The 18,612-nt window shown below is 48.9% G+C and carries 19 protein-coding genes and 1 pseudogene; 1 reads left to right on the top strand and 19 read right to left on the bottom strand.

Going from position 1 to position 18,612, the window contains the following annotated elements:
* Positions 1 to 2: 2 nt before the first annotated feature.
* Entirely contained in the window at positions 3 to 1,010 is a 1,008-nt protein-coding gene (locus X929_RS01250) for an IS3 family transposase (RefSeq protein ID WP_103066254.1), read from the top strand.
* 101 nt (positions 1,011 to 1,111) lie between these two features.
* On the opposite strand, the gene ltrA is transcribed toward X929_RS01250, so the two are convergent.
* The 19 genes and pseudogenes from ltrA to X929_RS01145 all read right to left on the bottom strand — a co-directional run bounded on the left by ltrA (position 1,112) and on the right by X929_RS01145 (position 18,474).
* Positions 1,112 to 2,530 carry a group II intron reverse transcriptase/maturase gene (gene ltrA / locus X929_RS01245; protein ID WP_103066253.1) on the bottom strand — a complete coding sequence of 473 codons (1,419 nt, stop codon included), beginning with the start codon at positions 2,528 to 2,530 and terminating at the stop codon, positions 1,112 to 1,114.
* 581 nt (positions 2,531 to 3,111) lie between these two features.
* Positions 3,112 to 3,471 (bottom strand): HNH endonuclease, encoded by a 360-nt coding sequence (locus tag X929_RS01235; RefSeq protein WP_103066251.1) that lies wholly within the window; start codon positions 3,469 to 3,471, stop codon positions 3,112 to 3,114.
* Between the two features lie 133 nt (positions 3,472 to 3,604).
* Complete coding sequence (locus tag X929_RS01230) at positions 3,605 to 4,057, bottom strand: hypothetical protein (protein ID WP_103066250.1); 453 nt, start codon at positions 4,055 to 4,057, stop codon at positions 3,605 to 3,607.
* 22 nt (positions 4,058 to 4,079) lie between these two features.
* Positions 4,080 to 4,364: pseudogene (locus X929_RS01225) on the bottom strand (VRR-NUC domain-containing protein); the annotation flags it as partial.
* 310 nt (positions 4,365 to 4,674) lie between these two features.
* Positions 4,675 to 7,176 carry a phage/plasmid primase, P4 family gene (locus X929_RS01220; RefSeq protein WP_103066249.1) on the bottom strand — a complete coding sequence of 834 codons (2,502 nt, stop codon included), beginning with the start codon at positions 7,174 to 7,176 and terminating at the stop codon, positions 4,675 to 4,677.
* Entirely contained in the window at positions 7,163 to 7,597 is a 435-nt protein-coding gene (locus X929_RS01215; RefSeq protein WP_103066248.1) for a DUF7768 domain-containing protein, read from the bottom strand. The genes X929_RS01220 and X929_RS01215 overlap by 14 nt, the downstream gene beginning before the upstream one ends.
* Positions 7,594 to 9,531, bottom strand: coding sequence for a bifunctional 3'-5' exonuclease/DNA polymerase (locus X929_RS01210; protein ID WP_103066247.1), 1,938 nt, complete (start codon positions 9,529 to 9,531; stop codon positions 7,594 to 7,596). Before X929_RS01210 ends, X929_RS01215 begins: the two co-directional genes overlap by 4 nt.
* A 71-nt stretch (positions 9,532 to 9,602) precedes the next feature.
* The gene (locus X929_RS01205) at positions 9,603 to 10,370 is read right to left on the bottom strand and encodes a hypothetical protein (RefSeq protein ID WP_211286707.1); all 768 of its coding nucleotides are present in this window, start codon (positions 10,368 to 10,370) and stop codon (positions 9,603 to 9,605) included.
* A gap of 21 nt (positions 10,371 to 10,391) precedes the next feature.
* Positions 10,392 to 10,814 (bottom strand): gp33 family protein, encoded by a 423-nt coding sequence (locus tag X929_RS01200; protein ID WP_103066246.1) that lies wholly within the window; start codon positions 10,812 to 10,814, stop codon positions 10,392 to 10,394.
* Positions 10,811 to 12,274, bottom strand: coding sequence for a DEAD/DEAH box helicase (locus tag X929_RS01195; RefSeq protein ID WP_169924906.1), 1,464 nt, complete (start codon positions 12,272 to 12,274; stop codon positions 10,811 to 10,813). Before X929_RS01195 ends, X929_RS01200 begins: the two co-directional genes overlap by 4 nt.
* Positions 12,222 to 12,428: a hypothetical protein gene (locus tag X929_RS01190; RefSeq protein WP_103066244.1), complete on the bottom strand. Its 207-nt coding sequence runs from the start codon at positions 12,426 to 12,428 to the stop codon at positions 12,222 to 12,224. The genes X929_RS01195 and X929_RS01190 overlap by 53 nt, the downstream gene beginning before the upstream one ends.
* A gap of 82 nt (positions 12,429 to 12,510) precedes the next feature.
* Positions 12,511 to 12,909 carry a sigma-70 family RNA polymerase sigma factor gene (locus X929_RS01185; RefSeq protein ID WP_103066243.1) on the bottom strand — a complete coding sequence of 133 codons (399 nt, stop codon included), beginning with the start codon at positions 12,907 to 12,909 and terminating at the stop codon, positions 12,511 to 12,513.
* Positions 12,910 to 13,471: 562 nt separating this feature from the next.
* Positions 13,472 to 14,458 (bottom strand): aldo/keto reductase, encoded by a 987-nt coding sequence (locus tag X929_RS01175; RefSeq protein WP_103066241.1) that lies wholly within the window; start codon positions 14,456 to 14,458, stop codon positions 13,472 to 13,474.
* A 15-nt stretch (positions 14,459 to 14,473) separates the two neighbouring features.
* Positions 14,474 to 15,232 (bottom strand): carboxymuconolactone decarboxylase family protein, encoded by a 759-nt coding sequence (locus X929_RS01170; protein ID WP_103066240.1) that lies wholly within the window; start codon positions 15,230 to 15,232, stop codon positions 14,474 to 14,476.
* A 12-nt stretch (positions 15,233 to 15,244) separates the two neighbouring features.
* On the bottom strand, positions 15,245 to 16,393 hold the full coding sequence (locus tag X929_RS01165) for an iron-containing alcohol dehydrogenase (protein WP_103066239.1): 1,149 nt from the start codon (positions 16,391 to 16,393) through the stop codon (positions 15,245 to 15,247).
* A gap of 45 nt (positions 16,394 to 16,438) precedes the next feature.
* Positions 16,439 to 16,846 (bottom strand): cupin domain-containing protein, encoded by a 408-nt coding sequence (locus X929_RS01160; protein WP_103066238.1) that lies wholly within the window; start codon positions 16,844 to 16,846, stop codon positions 16,439 to 16,441.
* A 73-nt stretch (positions 16,847 to 16,919) separates the two neighbouring features.
* Positions 16,920 to 17,537: a flavodoxin family protein gene (locus X929_RS01155; RefSeq protein WP_103066237.1), complete on the bottom strand. Its 618-nt coding sequence runs from the start codon at positions 17,535 to 17,537 to the stop codon at positions 16,920 to 16,922.
* Positions 17,534 to 17,950 (bottom strand): NADPH-dependent FMN reductase family protein, encoded by a 417-nt coding sequence (locus X929_RS01150; protein WP_103066236.1) that lies wholly within the window; start codon positions 17,948 to 17,950, stop codon positions 17,534 to 17,536. Before X929_RS01150 ends, X929_RS01155 begins: the two co-directional genes overlap by 4 nt.
* Positions 17,951 to 18,090: 140 nt before the next feature.
* On the bottom strand, positions 18,091 to 18,474 hold the full coding sequence (locus tag X929_RS01145) for a nuclear transport factor 2 family protein (RefSeq protein ID WP_103066235.1): 384 nt from the start codon (positions 18,472 to 18,474) through the stop codon (positions 18,091 to 18,093).
* Between the last annotated feature and the right edge of the window lie 138 nt (positions 18,475 to 18,612).

Raw genomic sequence — 18,612 nt, 5'->3', positions numbered from 1 at the left:
CCATGTATATGAACGCAGCACCTTCAGTAAAATATGAGATAATACGCGTGACGATCAGCCGCGACAACAATCTTCTCAACATTTCCGAGTTGTGCAAGCTCGCCGGCGTTTCCCGCTCCGGCTACTACAACTGGGTCGCTTGCGAAAAGAAACGGAAGGAGCTTGAAGAGCAGGATCGAGCGGATTTTGAGCTGATTCTGCTGGCATTTCAGTATCGCGGCTATGACAAAGGCGTCAGGGGCATACATATGCGCTTGCTGCATCAGAAGCCGCCGGTTGTTATGAATCCAAAGAAAATACGGCGGCTTATGGCAAAGTACAACCTCCGCTGTCCCATCCGCAAGCCGAACCCATATCGCAGGATTTCCAAGGCTATGCAGACGAACAATGTCGCTCCGAATGTTTTAAACCGGCAATTCAAGGCTTTTGGCCCGAGAACAGTGTTGCTGACAGATATAACCTACATACCTCGCTATTCCCACCATGCGGGCGGCTCTCTGAAGTACACCTATGTTTCGGTGATCATGGATGCGTTTACGAAGCAGGTGCTGGCCTGCGTATGCAGTACTTCCCTTGAGGTGGATTTTGTTCTTGATACGGTCAAACAGCTGATAAATAACCATGGCGGCGAGCTTCGCACCGATACGCTGATACATTCGGATCAAGGCTGCCATTACACAAGCACCAAGTTTGTTGAGATACTGGGGAACTATGAGCTGCGCAGATCGATGTCCCGCCGGGGCAACTGTTGGGACAACGCCCCGCAGGAGAGCTTATTTGGGCACATGAAGGACGAAATACGCCTGCTTAACAGCGACGCTCATCAGCAGATTCAAAGGAAAGTGCTGGATTGGATCGATTACTACAACAACGAACATTACCAATGGTCGCTTGCAAAGCTTTCACCGAACGAGTACTATGAGTACATAAAAACAGGGGTGTATCCGTTATCCTGCATAAGCGATGAATGCAATGTCAGGGGCTCCGCCCCCGCCCCCCCCGGAGTTTAACGCTTTGGTTTCCGGGAAAGGCAATCGAGTAGGAGGGAAAATTAAATAATTTTCCCGACCTCTCACACCACCGTACATACCGTCCGGTATACGGCGGTTCTCTAGTTTACACACACTTGTTGATAATAATCAGAAAAGAATAAGAAACCTAACTTCTTTAAAGTTTGGTTGTTAAGTGATTGATTTAGAATTGGGCTGTTGGATATTCTCCAATAGCCTTTTCTTGTATTTGCGAATTCCCAAGCCTTGCTCTCGTTGGTTCCTAGTCTTTTGAGTTCTCGGTATTTTGTTTTGACCTTCTTCCATTGTTTCCAGTAAATCATGCGAATTCTTCGCCTCATCCACTCATCCGTGTCTTTAAGCAGTTGTTTCATATCAGCCAGTTTGAAGTAGTTAATCCATCCTATGATATACTTTCTTAAGTTGAAGATTCGCTGTTCATTTCCCATTCCATTGCTTCTCGCTGTCAGTTCTTTAATTCTTGTTTTCATCTTTGCAACAGCTTTAGGGTGGATTCTCACCCTCGTTTGTCCTTTGTGTCTATAGAAAGTGTACCCAAGAAACTTAACTTTACTAATATGTCCAACCTCTGTTTTCTCCCTATTCACTTTAAGGAATAACTTCCCTTCTATGTATGGAAGAATGTTTTCCAGTGTCCGCTTTGCGCTCTTTTTGCTCTTGCAGAGAATGACCATGTCATCTGCATATCTCACAAATCTGTGTCCTCTGCGTTCCAGTTCCTTATCTAGTTCATTCAGCATGATGTTACTTAATAGCGGACTTAGTGGTCCGCCCTGTGGCACTCCAACTTCTGTTCCCTCGAATTTGTGCCCTATTACGACTCCGGCTCGTAGAAACTTATGTATAAGTGAAATTACTCTTCCGTCTTTTATGGTTCTTGATAAAACTTCAATCAGTTTACTTTGATTGACTGTATCAAAGTATTTCTCCAAATCCATGTCCACTACATATTTGTAGCCTTCATCTACATGCTTCTGACATCTTCGAATGGCGTCGTGTGCACTACGCTTTGGGCGAAATCCAAAACTACTATCCGAAAACTGTCTCTCAAATATTGGTGATAGTACTTGCGTTATCGCTTGTTGTACTACTCTGTCCACTACTGTCGGAATTCCAAGTCTTCTTACCTTTCCCTTTTCTTCTTTGGGTATTTCTACCCTTCTTACAGGATTCGGACGATATTTACCTTCCTGGATTGCTTGAGTTAGTTGCTGTCCGTTCTCTTTGAGATATCGTAGAAGTTCCTCCACTCCCATCCCATCGATTCCGCAAGCTCCCTTATTGGATTTCACTTTCTTGAATGCCTTGTTCATGTTGTCTCTATCCAGTATTTTCTCTAGCAATCCCCCTGTCAACGAGTCTGTGTCGGTGATGTTGTTTTCAGTTATCCTTGATGGAGCATACACTTCTGCATTCCCTTCCTGTTCCGCAGGTACTCTCTGCAGATAGCCCTCTTTTAGAGGTTGTCTGTATTTCATTCCATTCTCAGTAACATTCATTTACTTTCACCTCCTAAAGTTCAGTCCTTCCTCCGTGTCGTCGACTACACAGAGTACTATGACCTCTGCTGACTCCTCACGGCAAATCTTATTTCAACCGTGTTTCATACTCTGTTTCCACACGTCCGTGAGACCTCCCCAGGTAAGAACGCAATCTTTCCTTCCATATATCTGCCACATTTACACCGTATGCTTCCGGATAGTTTAGGGCTTTGATTTGTTATGCAATCTCACCCAGCATACATATGCCTGATGTAGTTCCTGTTCGTCAGACCAGAAGTTTGCCGCCAGCTTCCTTCAGATTCCACCTCACGATGGACACCCTTGCTCTTGGCTATGTGCTTGGCACTATCAACCCGCACTCGGGACTTTCACCCGTTAGATTGCGCCCATGCTGGGCGCACATAAAAAAGACGATGCCTGACGACATCGCCTTCCCCGCAAACCCAATACGCCGCTCAGGTCGCTCTCCAGCGTTGCCCTATCCTGCGTATTGGTAAAGCATTTACATTATACCATGGAATGAGGACTCGGTTTCAAAGCTTGCTCATGTTGTCCACGCTGAGGGGAGCACTTCACCCCTACCGTCTTGCCCATCGCTCTCCTTCGCGAGCAGTGATCGAAGAGTGGCATCTCGTACACAGGCTCATAAGGTTTCTGTCCTCATTGGTTCCGCCTTTGGATAAAGGGATAATATGATGCACCTCTTCGGCCGGAGTGAGCCTTCCGGCCTTTTTGCATTCCTCGCAAAGCGGATGCTCCGCTATGTACCTGTCCCGGATGCGCTTCCAACTCCTGCCGTAGCGTTTTCGTGTTGCCGGGTCGCGCTCATATTTGTTGTATCTTGCGTCCATTTCCTTTTGGTGTTTCTCGCAGTATCTTTCGTCCGTCAGCTCCGCACAGCCGGGATAGCTGCACGGGCGCTTAGGTTTTTTCGGCATAGCTCCATCTCCCATGCACAGAAAAAGCCCTCAGGGCGTTTGCCCCAAAGGCTTCTTCGGCTTTAACATATTATTTCATGTTATAAGTATAGCACAGAACAAGGCAAACAAACCGCCATCAAACCGCCATCTTTTATTTGCCGAACAGCATAAGGGAAAGACGTGAAAGCGCTTTGCTTCTCAGGCGTTCAATCTGCCTTTCGCTGTAATTTAGCTCGCATTGAAGCCTTACAGCCGCGCCGGAGCGTTGGTTTCCGGTCATGTAAAACTCACGCAGGATATGCTGTTCTTCATCGGTCAAGGTGCCCCACGCCGGTTCAAACCAGTCCATGTATTCTATCGCCTGGCGGTAGCGTTCCTGAAGCACGTCCAGCTTGTCAAGAGACTCCGCCAGCGCTTCCTCGCCGCTTCGCGGGTTCCGCGCCTTCGGAAGGCCGGTAATCTTAGCCGCGCGGGGACTGATCATTCGGTCATAAAGTTCTTTTATCTCCTGCGGAGTAATGTTGATGACATTCCGCATGCTGTTGTAGTCCTTGATGGCGGCGATCGTCGCCGCCGGTTTGTCTATGTATCTCCACGCTATCACGAGCGCCCACCTCCAAGTTTTCAAGAATGGATAAGCCATCTATGACGGCTCTGACATCCCCGACGCTTGTTACTTTGAAGGCCTCGCCCTTTGCAGCCTTGATTTTACGCATCGCCGCTTCCTGAAGCTTTGTCAGCCTGCCGGACGCTGTTTTCACCTCAAAGGCGACAAACCTGCCTTTAATGCAGCAGATAATGTCCGGCAAACCGGCTGTGCCGTACATGCCGCCGTGCTCTTTCCAGCAGAAGCATTCCGGCACAGACTTTAAATACCGCATGATTGCGTTTACGATATCTCTTTCCGCCATAATTCCGCTCCTTAGTCCCTGAACGGGTTTTGAACGGGAGCGAACGGGTCGCGAACCAGTTTTAGGTGCTGAAAACCCAGTATTTTTGCCGCTTTGAACGGGTTGAACGGGTTTTTATCCATATTCTTTTATATATATTAATTTCTCTCTATATACCCCTTGCTGTTCTGGTTCCTATATAAGAAATAGGAAAAAGTGGTTCACCCCGTTCAAAGCCTGATATTACAAGGCTTTGACGCATTTTAAAGCGGTTCGCGGCCCGTTCGTTTTTGTCCCGGACCCGTTCAATATGTTTGCACATTCTCATAAATCATCGCATCTCCAAGCGTATGCCGCGCCATGTTTTGCGGCGGCTGACCTTTTCAAGCCCGCGCTCCACGCGCTCGCCCAGGCTTTCAATATCCTTGTTGAAATTGGCCTGTGACATCGGCTTGAAGCCGTTTTTCAGGCAATAGTCCCTGTACGCCTGGAACAGCTCCTCACGGACGCATTCCGCATCATTATCCAGCACGCAGCATTCCTCCACAAACGACAGGGCGCTGTTGCTCTCCACCTTGTATCTCTGCAGCTCGGCTTTAGTCATTTCGGTTTCCGAAAACGCATAGCCGTTCGCAATCAGGCGCTTAAGCCCCTCAAGCGCCCACATAAAGATGCCGTCCCGCTCCGCCGCGAGTTTCTCTATGAGGTTCGGGTCCCTCTTTTCCGGCGGCACCGGGTTTTCAAACCGGATGATGATGAGCCTGCGGTAGAACCCCTCGCTGCGGTCGCCGTAGTTGCGGGGGATCTCGTTGCAGGAAAACAGAAGCCGGGCGTAGGGCTTGAAGCTGAAAGGATTCTTGTTCTTGCGCTCGGCGGTGATGTAGTCCTCTCCGGTGAGCGCCTTGAAAATGCCGTTGTCGTCCACGCTTTTTGACGGCAGGTCGGCAAAGATGTTGGCAAGCTTTCCGAATAATTCCGCCGTCTTGAAGCGGTCGGAAAGCGACTGCCACGGGATGTTGCTGACGTTTTCGCTCCCGAGCAGGATTTCCTGCGCCGCCGAAAGAAGCGTCGATTTGCCCGCGTTGGGCGCACCCACCAGAACGAAGCTCTTCTGCGCCTTGTTGACCGGGATGAGCAGGTATCCGAAGATCTCCTGCATCAGATGGATTTCCGCGTCTCCCAGAATGCCCTGAAGGAAGGCCATGAATTTCGGACATTCGGCGCTTTCATTGTACGAGGCTTTGAGCTGCACCGTAGAATAGTACTCCGGCGTGTGCGCCTTGAAGCTCCCGTCCAGCACGTTGTACAGCCCGTTTTTCAGGTTGATGATAAAAGGGTTGCAGTTGATTTCCCGGATGGGTTTGTAAATGAGCATCCGCCACTGGCCCTCCGTATCGTTGATTGCCGACATGGTGGCGTACCGCTCGATGAGATGCCCGCGCACCCTGGCCGCCGCCTGCAGATCGGACGCCGCTTTGTATACGCCGTTTTCGTAGATGTAATAGCTTTCCGCCCCGTAAAAGGCGCTGACGTTTTTGGACATGAAACTGGCCAGCAGGCCCGGGATAAAGCGCAGGCCGCCGCGCTCGGAGGGTTCGTACCAGTCCGGCAGCTCCTCTCCCATGGTTTCCCGCTTTGTTTCCTTGCTCTCCCGGTATTCCTTGAAAAGATCCTTCTGCAATGCGGAAAGGGATTTGACTGCCGGAGTCTTGAGCCCATAATGCTCCTTCATTTCGTATTCAATGAACGTCCCGGCAACAACCGGATCCGCATTGTACAGAAAATCTCTGACAAAATCCTGCGCTTTCTGCACGTTGTCCACCGCCGACTTTGCAACCGGCTGCCCGGACAGAAATTCGCGCAGTTCCTCCACGGAAAGCGGCTTGTAGCAGAGGGCGGCCGGAGCCTTGCAGCCGCAGGAACTGTCCTCCAGCTTGGGGCACCTAAAGCCCTTTTCCGCGATCGTTCTGCAGGTGATGGGTTTCGTGCCGCTCTCCAGAAAATGATTGATTTTGTCCTGCGTTTCTTTATGGCTGTACTTAGGATACGGTTTTGACAAGGCGTGGATCAGTCGGTCTCCGCCTTCAAAAACCGCAAGGTTCGCAATCATTGCATACCAGTCATGCTCCGAAAGCGTCTTTGCATTGTCCCTGCAGTGCTGTATAAACAGGCACCGCCTGCCAACCAGCTCAAGGCCTTTTCGCGTTCCTTTCGGAGCGGGTGTGCCGGGTTTCGGCTCTTCCCGGATCTCCGGCAATGCCGCTTCAAGCTCCGCCTGCGTATAGCGCAGCTCGGGGCTGAATTTGATGCACTCCACCATGACCGGCTCTTCCTTGCAATGGTAAAAGCCCGGCAGGCGCAGCACCCGGCTTTCGTTTATACAGGCCGGATCGCCGCTGAATTTGGCAATCAGGCGTTTTTGCACCCGGCGGAAATCCTCGACTTTGGCATTCTTCATCAGCCAGTATGTGTGCAATGATTTTTTAGTTTTGACGATAAGCGAGGGCTCTAGCGGAAATTCTTCAATTGCGGCAAGCTGATCCTCGAAGCTCAGGCTGTCGCACTCCACAAACTGGGCGTTGATGCGGGTTATATCCGCGTCCTCATGGCCGCCGTAGTTTACGACAAAGAAAATGCCCCGATTCTTTGCGTTATGCTTTTTCAAGGTTTCCACCATGCCGCCGATCCTGCCCGCCGGGCACTCAAGCTTCGCGCCCTTGAAGGCCGGGTCCTTCCGGTCGCTGAATATCCGCAGGCAGACCGTTTCGCCCGCGTCGAAAAACGGGCGCAGAAACTCCTCGATGGGAATACCCGGCGCTTTAAGCCCTTGCATGTTCCTTCACCTCCGCGCATTGCCCGGTAAAATGCCGGATTGGGATGCCGAGCCGCTTTGCCTTTTCCAGTTCTATCGCCATGCCGGGGGATATTTTATTGCCGAAACGCCACAGTTCATGGCATTTTGAGAGCAATACCAACCCCATAAAGATGGCAAGGTTTCTTTCGGTTTTATCGCCGTCATCCATAAACTGCGGGAACAGCAGATGGGGCGCCAGCGGTATTGCGCCTTTCATTACGGCAAACCGGCAGCAGCGCCTTGCCTGTTCCAAATTGTGCTCAACATCGCCTGCCAGCGGCGAGCAGATGAACACCAGCGGACGGAATGCCGCTTTTTTTGCCCCCCGCTCAATAGCCAGCAGAGCTTCATAAGCCGTCAGATCAAGGTATCCTTCGGCGTTGTATTTGCTTATGTTCATGTATTAACCCCCTCGATTATTTCCTTTAATTCTCCAAACCTCACTCCGAATGCCGCTTCTGCAACAATCGGCACGTCAAACTCCTCAAAAGGCCGCTCTTCCATGCAGGCTTTAATAAATGCCCCCGCCTCGCGCACCTTGTCTTCCGGCAGTTCAAACACCAGCTCGTCATGGATCTGCAAAACCGGTCGCAGCCACATCCTCCGGGGTAGTCCCTCAATGATGCGGCCTAGCGCCAGCTTCAAAATATCCGCCGCCATTCCCTGAATTGGGGTATTTAGCGCGCACCGCTCGGCAAAGCTCTTTTTGCCCCAGTCGGAGGAGGCGATGTCCGGCAGATAGCGCCGCCTGCCCAGCCAGGTTTCCGTATAGCGCCTTGATGCCGCGCGCTTTTTCGTCTCCTCCTGCCACAAGGCGAGCTTTGGGTAACCTGCTTTAAGGTTTTCGATGATCCGCTCGCATTCCGCAAGCGGAGTATTAAGTCCCGCCTTGAATTTTAGGTTCCGCTGTAGCCCCTTTGGGAATAGGCCGTAGAACACGCCGAAGTTGCAATTTTTGGCGATGGCGCGGCGTTCCTTGTAATGCTCGGCGTTTTTGTCCGCCGCCTCCTCGAAAGGGATGCGGTAGATAACGGATGTGGTCTGGGCATGAATGTCTCCATTGTTCCTATATGTTTCCAGCATCCGCCCGTCACGGCAGTAGAACGCGCCGACACGAAGCTCGATCTGGGAAAAGTCCAGCGAAAGCAACGCTTTACCTGTTGGAGCAATGAAGAAATTGCGGACACCGATCTCGTCGCTGTCCGCCCTCGGCATATTTTGAAGGTTTGGATTTCTTGCCGCAAAACGTCCCGTCTCGGTGCCCAGCGGAAACAGGTCAGGATGAATCCTGCCGGTGACGCTGTTTATATGCTCCAGATACCCGTCTATGTAGGTGGATTTGATTTTTCCCCATTTGCGGTACTCCTGCACCAGAACAAACAACTCCGCAAGCTCCGGACGGTTTTCCGCACACCATTCTGCAAGCAGGATCATGGCCTCGTCGTCCATGGCTTCCTGGTATTTGGCCGTCGTTTTGAACACTGGCAGCTTCAAATCGTCGTACAGATATTTCTTGAAAGCCGATGTGCTGGCATTTGCTCCGATATTCACGTCGCCGATCATAAAAGCGATCTCTTCTTTTAATTGCTTAATCCTTTCCTCAGCCTCCGCTTGTTTTTTAAGCACCAGTTCCTCATCCGCAAGCAGGCCATTGTACTTCATCAAACCGACATAAATCGCCGCGGGCGATTCAAGCTTTTCAACAATGAATCGGTGCTTCGGCAGATACCGGTCAAACCAGTTATTGAACAGATGATACAGTCGCAGGGTAAAATCGCTGTCGGCGCAGGCATAGCGGATGGTTTCTTCGTCCTGCGGATCCAATTCATCGAAATATCTGCCTGATGTAACCGTTTCAAAACTTGGAAGTTCCGCGCCGAAAAGCTCCTGCGCCAGCGTTTTCAACCCGCTGTCTGCAAGTGTCCTGAAAGCTGTATTGCTTTTCAGCGTCATCTGCGCCGCCGCGATGGTGTCATAGCAGGGCGGCTGCAGCACGATGCCAAGGGCGTACAGAAACATCGCCTCAAAGCTCAGGTTGTGAGCGATTTTTACAACCTTTCGATTGGCAAACACCCTCTCTGCCAGCCATTGCATGATCTTATCCGGCGAACCGGCATTCTTTCCTGTTTTATGCCTTAACGGAACATAAACGGCCGTTCCTTCGGAAACTGAAAAACTCACACCGGCAATATCCGCCTTATGCGCGTCCAGCGCCGCCTTTTCATCCCTGCGGTATTCCTCCCGGGGCGCGGTTTCAAAGTCGAATGCAATTAAGCGCGCTTTATCGATATAGTCCCGTAATTCCGCTAAATCTGTTACGCATCTGTATTCCATAGTCCCTCCTCGACGCTTAAAGCTGGGAACAGGAATAAATCCTGCCCCCAAACTTCAAGCCTGTTTCTTTTTTATTTCAAAGGTTCTATTACCTCGCCGGTTTCGGGATCCGCAAACGGCGCTTCATCAATGTCCGTTTCAGCCGTATTGTCCGCCTCGAAACCGACCCGCCTGCTGTACTCCCTGACCTGCTCGGACAGTTTGCCGATAAGCGCGTATTCCTCGGAAGTGAGCGGCCTGTCGATAGCGAACTGCGCCTGCGAATAGGCAATACCGCCGCTGTTGGTGGCTTTCTTTAACGAAAAGCGCGTGACCACGCTGTTGGATTTCCTGCCCTTGGACAGCAGCCGCTTGATGTATTTGGTAAATTCCTTAAGGGAGCCGGTTGGGAGGGACAAGAGCAGCGGAAAAATCTCGCCTTCGCGCAGCACATAGATCCTGCGGCGGTTCTTGCATGCCTTGCTGCCGTTTTCGCCGGTGCCGAACCGGTTCAATGGGCAGGCGGCACAATTTCCTCCGGGGTCGCCTTCGCCGGTTATGCCGTCGAAGCTTCCGCAGTCGGGCGGCTGGTTTCCTCCGGTGTATTTGGTCTTGTAGTAAGCATGAAGCGGATGATGGTACAAAATTACCGCCGAAAATTCCCTGACTGTGTCCGGCTCCCCCGGGTTTTCTCCGGGCACTTCAAATACGGTGCTGCCCGCCGACGGGATTTTAATCCGCTCAAAGCTCATATCCAGGCCGTCCAGCTCTTCTGCCATCATTCCTGCCATGTTGAAATCGGCAAGCCTTAAAAAACCGTTATCCTGCCTGGTTAACGCCATTTCTTTTTTGCTTGACATCTTGAAAACCTCCTAAATTGATTATTTTGAAGCCTTGCGCATCCCGACCGAGGTCTTTTCAAAGACGTTCACAAGTCCTGAAAGCCAGCCGGGAAGCTCATCGTTGTTTTCTTCCATCTGCTCCTTGACAAAGGCCGACAGGGAATTGGCGTTGACCGTTTCATAGACCAGATCTCCGAACCCGGCTTTTTTGAGCGCGGAGTACAGCTCCTCTTTCCGGCCCGCGGCAGCTGAAGCCCTCGTCGTGCCGGTGAGGTAGAACATCACGCCGCCCCGGGTAAAGTTCTGCGTTTCGGTTTCCGCCATCAGCTCCGACAGGCGGTATTCCGTCTCGTCGATTTTGTCGTTGATTTCCTTGAGCTCCTGCTCGGCGGATTTCTTCAGGTCTTTGAGTTCTTTAAGCTGCTCGGCCAGTTCAAACATTTTTTCGCCTTGCTCGTTCATGTTTTTTCACCCCCTGCCGTAAAAGGATTGAGCCCGCTTCTGTAATCGTCCACCAGCATCCTCGCCAGATCCGCCTTGTCCCTCAGCGCCTTCAGCACTTTCTCATCGACGGTGCCTTTTGCCGTCAGGTACAGATAGGTGCAGTTCTCCCTTTGCCCTACGCGGTGGATGCGGGCCTTTGCCTGCTCGAAATTGCTCATGCTGTAGTCGAGTGAATAGAACACCATCGTGCTGGCGGCGGTGAGCGTCACGCCAAGCCCCGCTGTGGCGATCTGTCCGACAAACACCTGAACCTCCGGGTCGTTTTGAAACGCCGCCACCTGTTCCTCCCGGTCTTTCACGCCGCCCATTAGAAGCGAGTACCCAATGTCTTTTTTCTCAAGGAGCCTGCAGATGGCGTTGATTTCCGGAATGAACCGCGCCATGACCGCCAACTTTTTGCCGCTTTGCAAAACGTCCTCGATAATATCCTCCAGCGCCTCCTGCTTTGCCGTGCTGACGCGCTGAACCGGGCCGCCTTCGTCGCCGCCGATAAAACCTCCGGTTATCTGCGACAGCCGGAGCAGGCGGGTAAGTATGTTTGTCACCGTCACCTCGCTATGACCCAACTCGGCATAGCTGTCCCTGACCAGATCCCGGTAAATCTTCATGGCGGCGGGTTCCATCTCCACGTACCGCACAATATCGGTGGTTTCCGGCAAATCAAGGCATTCTGCTTTGGTCGCCCGGAACGCAATGCTGTGGAGCCTTTTCATCAAATCCTGCTCCATTGATTTTTTCAGCACCGGCGTGTGCTGACCGTAGCCGACCATATCAAAATACCTGTTGCGGAACACATAGAAGCTTTGGCCAAAGACGGCGGGACTCAAGAATTTGTACTGGCTGAACACGTCGATGGCCTTGTTGGTAATGACCGTCCCTGTGAGCAGCAGCCTGTACTTTGCCCGCGCGCCCAGCCGGTGCATGGCCTTGGAAGCCGCAATGTTATGGGTTTTAATCTTGTGGCCTTCGTCGGCAATAATCATGTCGGGGTTCCATGCGGCAAGTTCCTTTTCCAGACGCCATGCCGATTCATAATTGATCACCGCGACTTGCAGGGGAGAGCCGCGCATATGCCGAAGAGTATCCGCTTTCTTTGTACTGCTTCCCGACAGCACTGCTAATGTGTAATCAAAGTCTGCAAACTTAGCAAATTCCTCTTCCCAAACACCAAGGATGGAGAGCGGGGCCACCACCAGAACCCTGTGGATTTTACCCGCCTGATACAAAGCGCCGGCGACCGCAATGCTTGTTATGGTCTTTCCGGTACCCATTTCCATGAGCAGAGCCGCGCCGGAAGATGGCATCCCGCTTGCCGGAATCAGCCCGAACTTGCCGCATACGAAATTGAAAGCGTCGATCTGATGCTTATATGGCGCGGCTCTGATTGGCATGTGCAGAAGCGGTTTCGGCTGTTGCATCCGTTTTGTCCCTCCCTTCGTCAGGCGGCTTTTCGAGCATCGCCAGTTTTTTTGCCAGCCGCTTTGACACCACGCTGATGGCGGTCAGGATGCCTACCAGTTCTTCCGTCGTTTCCTCGCTCTGCGTCAAAGCGGCATTTGCACTTTTTCTCATGTCCTTCACCTCCGTTTCAAGGCAATAAAAAAAACCCCTCACAATCCAAAGGAAAGCAAGGGGGCGGTTGAACGAAAATTTTTTATTCTAAGTTTAACTTTTTTCTCAGCCGCTTAATTATCTTGTTTTTTTGATAATTAAGTGTGGTTTGCGATATTCCGGTTTCTTTCGCTACTTGACGTTCCGATTTGCTGTTGTAGAACAGCTCATCAATCAGTAACCGTTCCTCGTCGGTCAATTCCGAAAGCGCCTTGGACAGCATGTCCAGCAAAAGCTTGTCCTCGACAATCTCGTCAACCAGCGCCTGCCCGGAAGGAATCTCAAACCCTGCATCCGCAAACGCTTCAAGCGAAAGCTCCTTTTCCTCGCGAACCTGCCTGCGCTTGCGTTCTTTCCAAGCAGGACGCTTGAAGGCATAATATACTTCCTTGCTGACCGGAATTTGCCTGCCGTTTAGTTCAATGAAATACTTCTTGTCCATCCGTTTCCACCTCCTTTCCCGAAAGCTCAGGGAAAGGAGGTGGGGAGGACTGCGGCACCCAGGGAAAAAGGCGCAAAGACAAAAGCGGCCGAGTTTACTGAAATTCGTAAACTCGGCCGCAAAAACTATTCTATCAAGCAGCGCCCTGCCAGTATGGTCGTCATCGCTTTTTGCGCTGTATTGCTTTTTTATACGGGGATGGAATCTTTTCCGGCGTATAGCTTTTGCCTTATGTATATTGGCAGAGAACCGCTTGATATTGCATGAAGTCCATACCATACAATATCAACCTCGTCAGCTCCAACCTACACGGCAGCACCCGCCATACGCTCAACTACAATTTAAGTCCGGCAGGTGTTGTCATGCCGAATTTGTCTTGTTCGCGCTCATGGATATTGCTTCATTTTTTCTTTGCGAAATATGGTGCAATGTAAATTCCGCCTTTCTGTTTAGTAATTATTGTTACTTTTTGTCGAATAGAAAAGAAAATGCCTTGAATCAGGCTTTATTGATTCAAGGCGAAAATATCATTAATTCATCCAATTTAATAACACCCGCTTCGTTATTTACCTGCTCTGTTTGCATAATCGGAGCCTGCCGGGTACCGATCCCCATAAACTTTTATTTTGGAAAGAGCATCATTTAAAGTATTGAGCTCATCAGAAGTCAGATTAATCTCTGCCGCCCCAAGATTTTCTTCAAGACGCTCTAATTTGCGTGTGCCGGGAATCGGAACAATCCATGGTTTCTGTGCAAGAACCCATGCAAGTGCAATTTTGGAAGGCGTCGCGTTTTTATCTGCGGCAACTTTTTTGATTAAATCAACCAAGACCTGATTTGCTTCCAAATTTTCCGGTTTAAAACGGGGAACAATACTCCGAAAATCTGAGCTGTCAAATGTTGCATCCTTGTCAACTGTTCCTGTTAGGAATCCCTTTCCAAGCGGACTAAATGGAACAAAACCGATACCGAGTTCCTCTAGAGTGGGAAGCACTTCTTCTTCAGGAAATCTCCACATCATTGAATACTCACTTTGGACTGCAGTAAGCGGCTGGACTGAGTGCGCGCGGCGAATGGTATTAACCCCTGCTTCAGAAAGTCCCCAATACTTAATCTTGCCTTCCCTAATTAAATCCTGTATTACTCCGGCTACTTCCTCAATAGGTACATCTGTATCAACACGATGCTGGTAATACAGATCAATTGTATCAACTTTAAGCCGTTTAAGAGAACCTTCCACCGATTTTCTGATTGTCTCCGGCTTACTATCAAGCACTTGTCTGCCGTTTACCATTTTAATGCCAAACTTAGTCGCTATTACAACTTTTCCTTTGAATGGCGCAAGCGCTTCACCCACCAATTCCTCGTTTGCGTATGGGCCATAAACCTCGGCAGTGTCAAAAAAAGTAACGCCTCTGTCAACTGCCGTATGAATAAGCTTAATCATTTCTTGCTTATCTGCCGCAGGCCCATAACCATGGCTCATACCCATACAGCCCAAACCGATTGCAGAAACTTCTAAATCTTTTCCAAGTTTTCTGTATTTCATTGGTTACTCCTCTCCTTACTCTTTGATTTTGTTCAGTTTTTCAGCGGCCTCATTAACGCAACGCAGAGCGTTCAATGCGCGTGGGTAGCCGATATACGGGATACATTGTGAAACAGCCCGAATCAAAAACGATTTATCATTTCCGACCAACATATTTCCAGTAGCATGACTCAAAAGCTGTGCTTCGCAACCTCCCTGTGCGGCAAGAAAGAAAAAAGTGATCAGTTCCCGCTGCGCATAGTTCAGGCCGTTTCTGGTGTAATAATCGCCAAAACAGTTGCCCGCTAGCCATTCCCGAATATGGCGTGTTTCGGCAGGTTCGTTGTTTAGAGTTTCCCGCATACGCTTACCGAAAATATCGACCTGAGTTTGCAACCCTTTTTCGCCCCTATCTTCCAGCGTCGTAGTTGCCTGCGGAGGAAGCGGCAAAGCAATACCTCGCTCCTGCATAATCTCATTGGTGACTCTCAAAAATGGAAGGACACGCCCCATGCCCAGATAAGCGACCGCCTGATAAACGATTTCCTTTGCTTCTACCGGTGTAACATCGTTCTCCAAAGCAACCGGCAGCATATCCCGATAGAGTTCAAGACCCTGGCATCCTAACAATGTCGCTAGAATTACTATCATGCGGGTTTTCGGTTCCAGCGGAGCGTGATTTACAACTTCATCAAAGGCAAAATGGATAAAAAAACGGGCAAACTCTGGATCAGATGATTTCAGTTCATCCAATGCCCGAAAATAACCAGTAATATTGTTTTTCTCTGCTGACATAAGACTCCTCCCTTACATGCATTCCATCAGGATTTCATAAATTTCGTCCCGACTCAGTTCACGAGGATTACATTTAATGATATTGCAGGTATCAGCTACTTTGCGCAGCACCTCCGGTGAAATCTCCACTTTAGATTTCAGTTGCCCCATTTTGGTGGGAAGTCCGCACTCCCTGATAAAGTCGGCCAGAGCGTCGATACCTGCCTTAGCATTATCAACATTAAACACGATCTTTGCAAACCGGGTAAACTTTTCCTCCGCATTCTTCACGATATGGCGATAGTAGGCAGGGTGAATGACAGCCAGCCCCTGGCCATGGTTGCAATCGGTAAAAGCTCCAAGCTGATGCTCAATCTGATGTGCCTGAAAGTCTGTAACGCGGCCAACCTTGAGGATGCCGTTTTCTGCCATAGCGGAATCCCACATCAGATTGCCACGGGCCTGCATATCATTGATGTCTGTAAGCAGACGACGCATATTGACTACCGTATTCCGCATAATCGCCAATGCCACATCATCGGACACATTGTCCATGTCAGAGCGTCCAAAATAGGTTTCCATGGCATGGCTCAGCGTATCAAAAGCACCAGAAAACACCTGCATAGGTGGCACGGACTTGGTATATTCCGGGTCGAGGATTGCAAAGCGGGGTGGAGCGGAAAACAGTCCGGTTTTGATTTTCTTTTCTTCGTTGGTAATTACTGCGCCGCCATTCATTTCCGCACCGGTACCGGAGGCAGTAACAATCGCTCCCATAGGAAGCGGCTGGACGGAGGGAAGCTGGTGTCGTTCCATCTCCATTTCCCATAAGTCCTCGTCCATCATTGCCTGCGCTGCAATAATCTTGCAGCAGTCAATGACCGATCCCCCGCCAACGGCCAGAATAAAATCAATCTTTTCTTTTTTTGCCAATGCAGCACCTTCCTGTACCTTTGTGTAAGTTGGATTTGGCATGATGCCGGAAAATTCTGTCACGGTTTTTCCAGCGTCTTTCAGGATGACTGTCAGTTCTTCATAAACGCCGTTTTGCTTAATAGAACCGCCGCCATAGGCAAGCATAACATTTCTTCCATAGGTGGAAAGCGCCTTTGCCAGATATTCTTTTGCAGTGCCTTTGCCAAAATAAACCTTTGTTGCATACTCAAAAACAAAACTTTCCATTTATAATAACCTCCTGATATAACCTCCATCATTTAATCTTCCTAATTATTTCAGTTCCCCATAGGTTTCGTCGTCCACCGGTTCCAGCCATTCAACTGGACCGGCTTCCGGATTTGCTTCTATTGCCAGATGAACAAACCAGCTATCCTTCGCCGCACCATGCCAGTGCTTAACATTGCATGGAATTTCAACGACATCGCCTGCGCGAAGCTCGCGAGCTTCTTTTCCTTCCTCCTGATACCAGCCCCGGCCGCCCGTAACAAGCAGAATTTGCCCTCCGGGGTGCTTATGCCAGTTGTTCCGGCAGCCCGGCTCAAATGTAACATTGCCGATAGGACAACCAAGTTTTGAGTGGGGAGGCACAATCATATTCAGCCATACATTTCCGCTGAAATTATTGCTCTCCAGCTTTTCTCCTTTGGGAAATATCACGCTGTTGCTTAAATCTGCCATTTAAAATCACCTTCCTCGTCTTTCCCATTGTTTACATTCAATGCAAGCAGAAACCTTTTTCTTTAACATTCTCCTACCGAATAAAATTAGTGGCAATCCACGGTTCTTTTTCCGGTAAACCGAACTTTTCTTTTCCTAATGAAATGCTCTTGATTAAAAATGCCATATTTTTGCCTAATGTGCGCATTGTTTGCAATCCTTCTTCGTCTTTTCGAACATCATCAGGTGTATATCCATGAACACTGTTCCAATATTGACTTGAAGCAATTGGCATGCCTGAAATTGTAAAATATTTATTTATTTCATCAAAGGTTGCCGAGCATCCGCCTCTCCTTGCCGATACAACCGCCGCTCCTACCTTCATAGTTTTATCATCCGGCACACTATAAAAAAGACGGTCTAAAAAAGATATAAGAGTTCCGTTTGCCGAGGCATAATATACAGGCGATCCAATCACAATGCCATCCGCTTGCTCAAATTTAGGCGCTGTTTCATTTACAATATCATTAAACACGCATTTGCCCGTGGTTTTGCATTTGCGGCATCCTATGCAGCCCCTGACATCTTTATTGCCCACATGGACAATTTCCGTTTCTATTCCTTGTTCTGTCAAAGTTTTTGCCACTTCGCTCAAAGCCGTATATGTACATCCTTTTTCGTTTGGACTTCCGTTTATTAATAATACCTTCATATTTTTTCTCCTTCCCTATTAAGGTTTCCTGAAAAACCCCATGGTTTCTTCAAGCAAGCCAAATGAAATAAGTCTCCGCCCGTACTATCATGAATCATGTTTGCAATAGTCTTTGTGTTTCCCGTATGGGAGAAATAAGCAATAAGTATTTTATTTTCTTTATCAGTCTTTATTGATTCAGAAGATGAAGAACTTTGTGATTCATTGTCAATATTTGCAGTTTCAGATGATGAAGAGCTCTCCTTTAAAATATTCGTCTGTTCAGAAATATTTTGTACCGAACTGCTTGAATCGTTTTTTTGTGAAGAGTTGCTGGCACAGGCAGTAAATAAGAACGCCATCATAAAAATAAATGTAAATACTAAAATACTTTTGCGGATACTTCTTGATATTGATGGGATTTTTTTACTCATTTTATGAATCATCCATTCTTTATTTATTTAAATACTTCTGTCAAAAAGCGTTCAAAATCGGAAATCCATTCTCCTCTAGATATCCGAAACCATGCGGCCGTCTTTCCAGCGCATGGAGTTTCATTGTAACGCCCGCTTTCTTAAGGAGTAAGCAGTCTTGTAAATGAGAGTGAGGCTAACATCCAAGTATCATTTTGTTTCACATACACTTCTGTGACAACAAAAGGATTGGTAACCTCATTACCGCCAACGACGGCTACTAAACGAATTTTGCTCAAAAGGATCACTGTTGTCTCTCCAATGAACGGTACCGATACTTCTTGAATATCTACATCTTTGTAATGAATCCTGCCGCTTCGAATGACATCAAGTTCTTGTTCCTTGGACATGGTTGCGCCCATATGAACAAAGACAGCTTTTTCGTGGAAGAGAGAGTTCAAGGAATCTATTTTACATTCTGACATCCAGCGCCACTTTTCATTAGAAAGAGAGATTAATTCTTGTTCAGATTTTCCATTATTCATCACTATCTATCTCCTTTGCAAATTAATATATTGATAAAATTTAACACTTGGAAGCAACCCAAAATCAAGGGGTTTGTATGTATATTCGATAATGCGCATGGATATAAGTATTATGCCGATTTTCTTCATAAGCACATA

The organism is Petrotoga olearia DSM 13574 (genome assembly GCF_002895525.1).
In the GTDB taxonomy this organism is placed as follows: domain Bacteria; phylum Thermotogota; class Thermotogae; order Petrotogales; family Petrotogaceae; genus Petrotoga; species Petrotoga olearia.
The sequence above is the reverse complement of the archived record's forward strand: the minus strand, read 5'-3'. Positions and strand labels throughout refer to the sequence as shown.

Bases quoted from the DNA above. Each gene is read 5' to 3' on its own strand.
- X929_RS01250 (WP_103066254.1), top strand. From the start codon at position 3: ATGTATATGAACGCAGCACCTTCAGTAAAATATGAGATAATACGCGTG.
- ltrA (WP_103066253.1), bottom strand. From the start codon at position 2,530: ATGAATGTTACTGAGAATGGAATGAAATACAGACAACCTCTAAAAGAG.
- X929_RS01235 (WP_103066251.1), bottom strand. From the start codon at position 3,471: ATGCCGAAAAAACCTAAGCGCCCGTGCAGCTATCCCGGCTGTGCGGAG.
- X929_RS01220 (WP_103066249.1), bottom strand. From the start codon at position 7,176: ATGCAAGGGCTTAAAGCGCCGGGTATTCCCATCGAGGAGTTTCTGCGC.
- X929_RS01215 (WP_103066248.1), bottom strand. From the start codon at position 7,597: ATGAACATAAGCAAATACAACGCCGAAGGATACCTTGATCTGACGGCT.
- X929_RS01210 (WP_103066247.1), bottom strand. From the start codon at position 9,531: ATGGAATACAGATGCGTAACAGATTTAGCGGAATTACGGGACTATATC.
- X929_RS01205 (WP_211286707.1), bottom strand. From the start codon at position 10,370: ATGTCAAGCAAAAAAGAAATGGCGTTAACCAGGCAGGATAACGGTTTT.
- X929_RS01200 (WP_103066246.1), bottom strand. From the start codon at position 10,814: ATGAACGAGCAAGGCGAAAAAATGTTTGAACTGGCCGAGCAGCTTAAA.
- X929_RS01195 (WP_169924906.1), bottom strand. From the start codon at position 12,274: ATGCAACAGCCGAAACCGCTTCTGCACATGCCAATCAGAGCCGCGCCA.
- X929_RS01190 (WP_103066244.1), bottom strand. From the start codon at position 12,428: ATGAGAAAAAGTGCAAATGCCGCTTTGACGCAGAGCGAGGAAACGACG.
- X929_RS01185 (WP_103066243.1), bottom strand. From the start codon at position 12,909: ATGGACAAGAAGTATTTCATTGAACTAAACGGCAGGCAAATTCCGGTC.
- X929_RS01175 (WP_103066241.1), bottom strand. From the start codon at position 14,458: ATGAAATACAGAAAACTTGGAAAAGATTTAGAAGTTTCTGCAATCGGT.
- X929_RS01170 (WP_103066240.1), bottom strand. From the start codon at position 15,232: ATGTCAGCAGAGAAAAACAATATTACTGGTTATTTTCGGGCATTGGAT.
- X929_RS01165 (WP_103066239.1), bottom strand. From the start codon at position 16,393: ATGGAAAGTTTTGTTTTTGAGTATGCAACAAAGGTTTATTTTGGCAAA.
- X929_RS01160 (WP_103066238.1), bottom strand. From the start codon at position 16,846: ATGGCAGATTTAAGCAACAGCGTGATATTTCCCAAAGGAGAAAAGCTG.
- X929_RS01155 (WP_103066237.1), bottom strand. From the start codon at position 17,537: ATGAAGGTATTATTAATAAACGGAAGTCCAAACGAAAAAGGATGTACA.
- X929_RS01150 (WP_103066236.1), bottom strand. From the start codon at position 17,950: ATGAGTAAAAAAATCCCATCAATATCAAGAAGTATCCGCAAAAGTATT.
- X929_RS01145 (WP_103066235.1), bottom strand. From the start codon at position 18,474: ATGAATAATGGAAAATCTGAACAAGAATTAATCTCTCTTTCTAATGAA.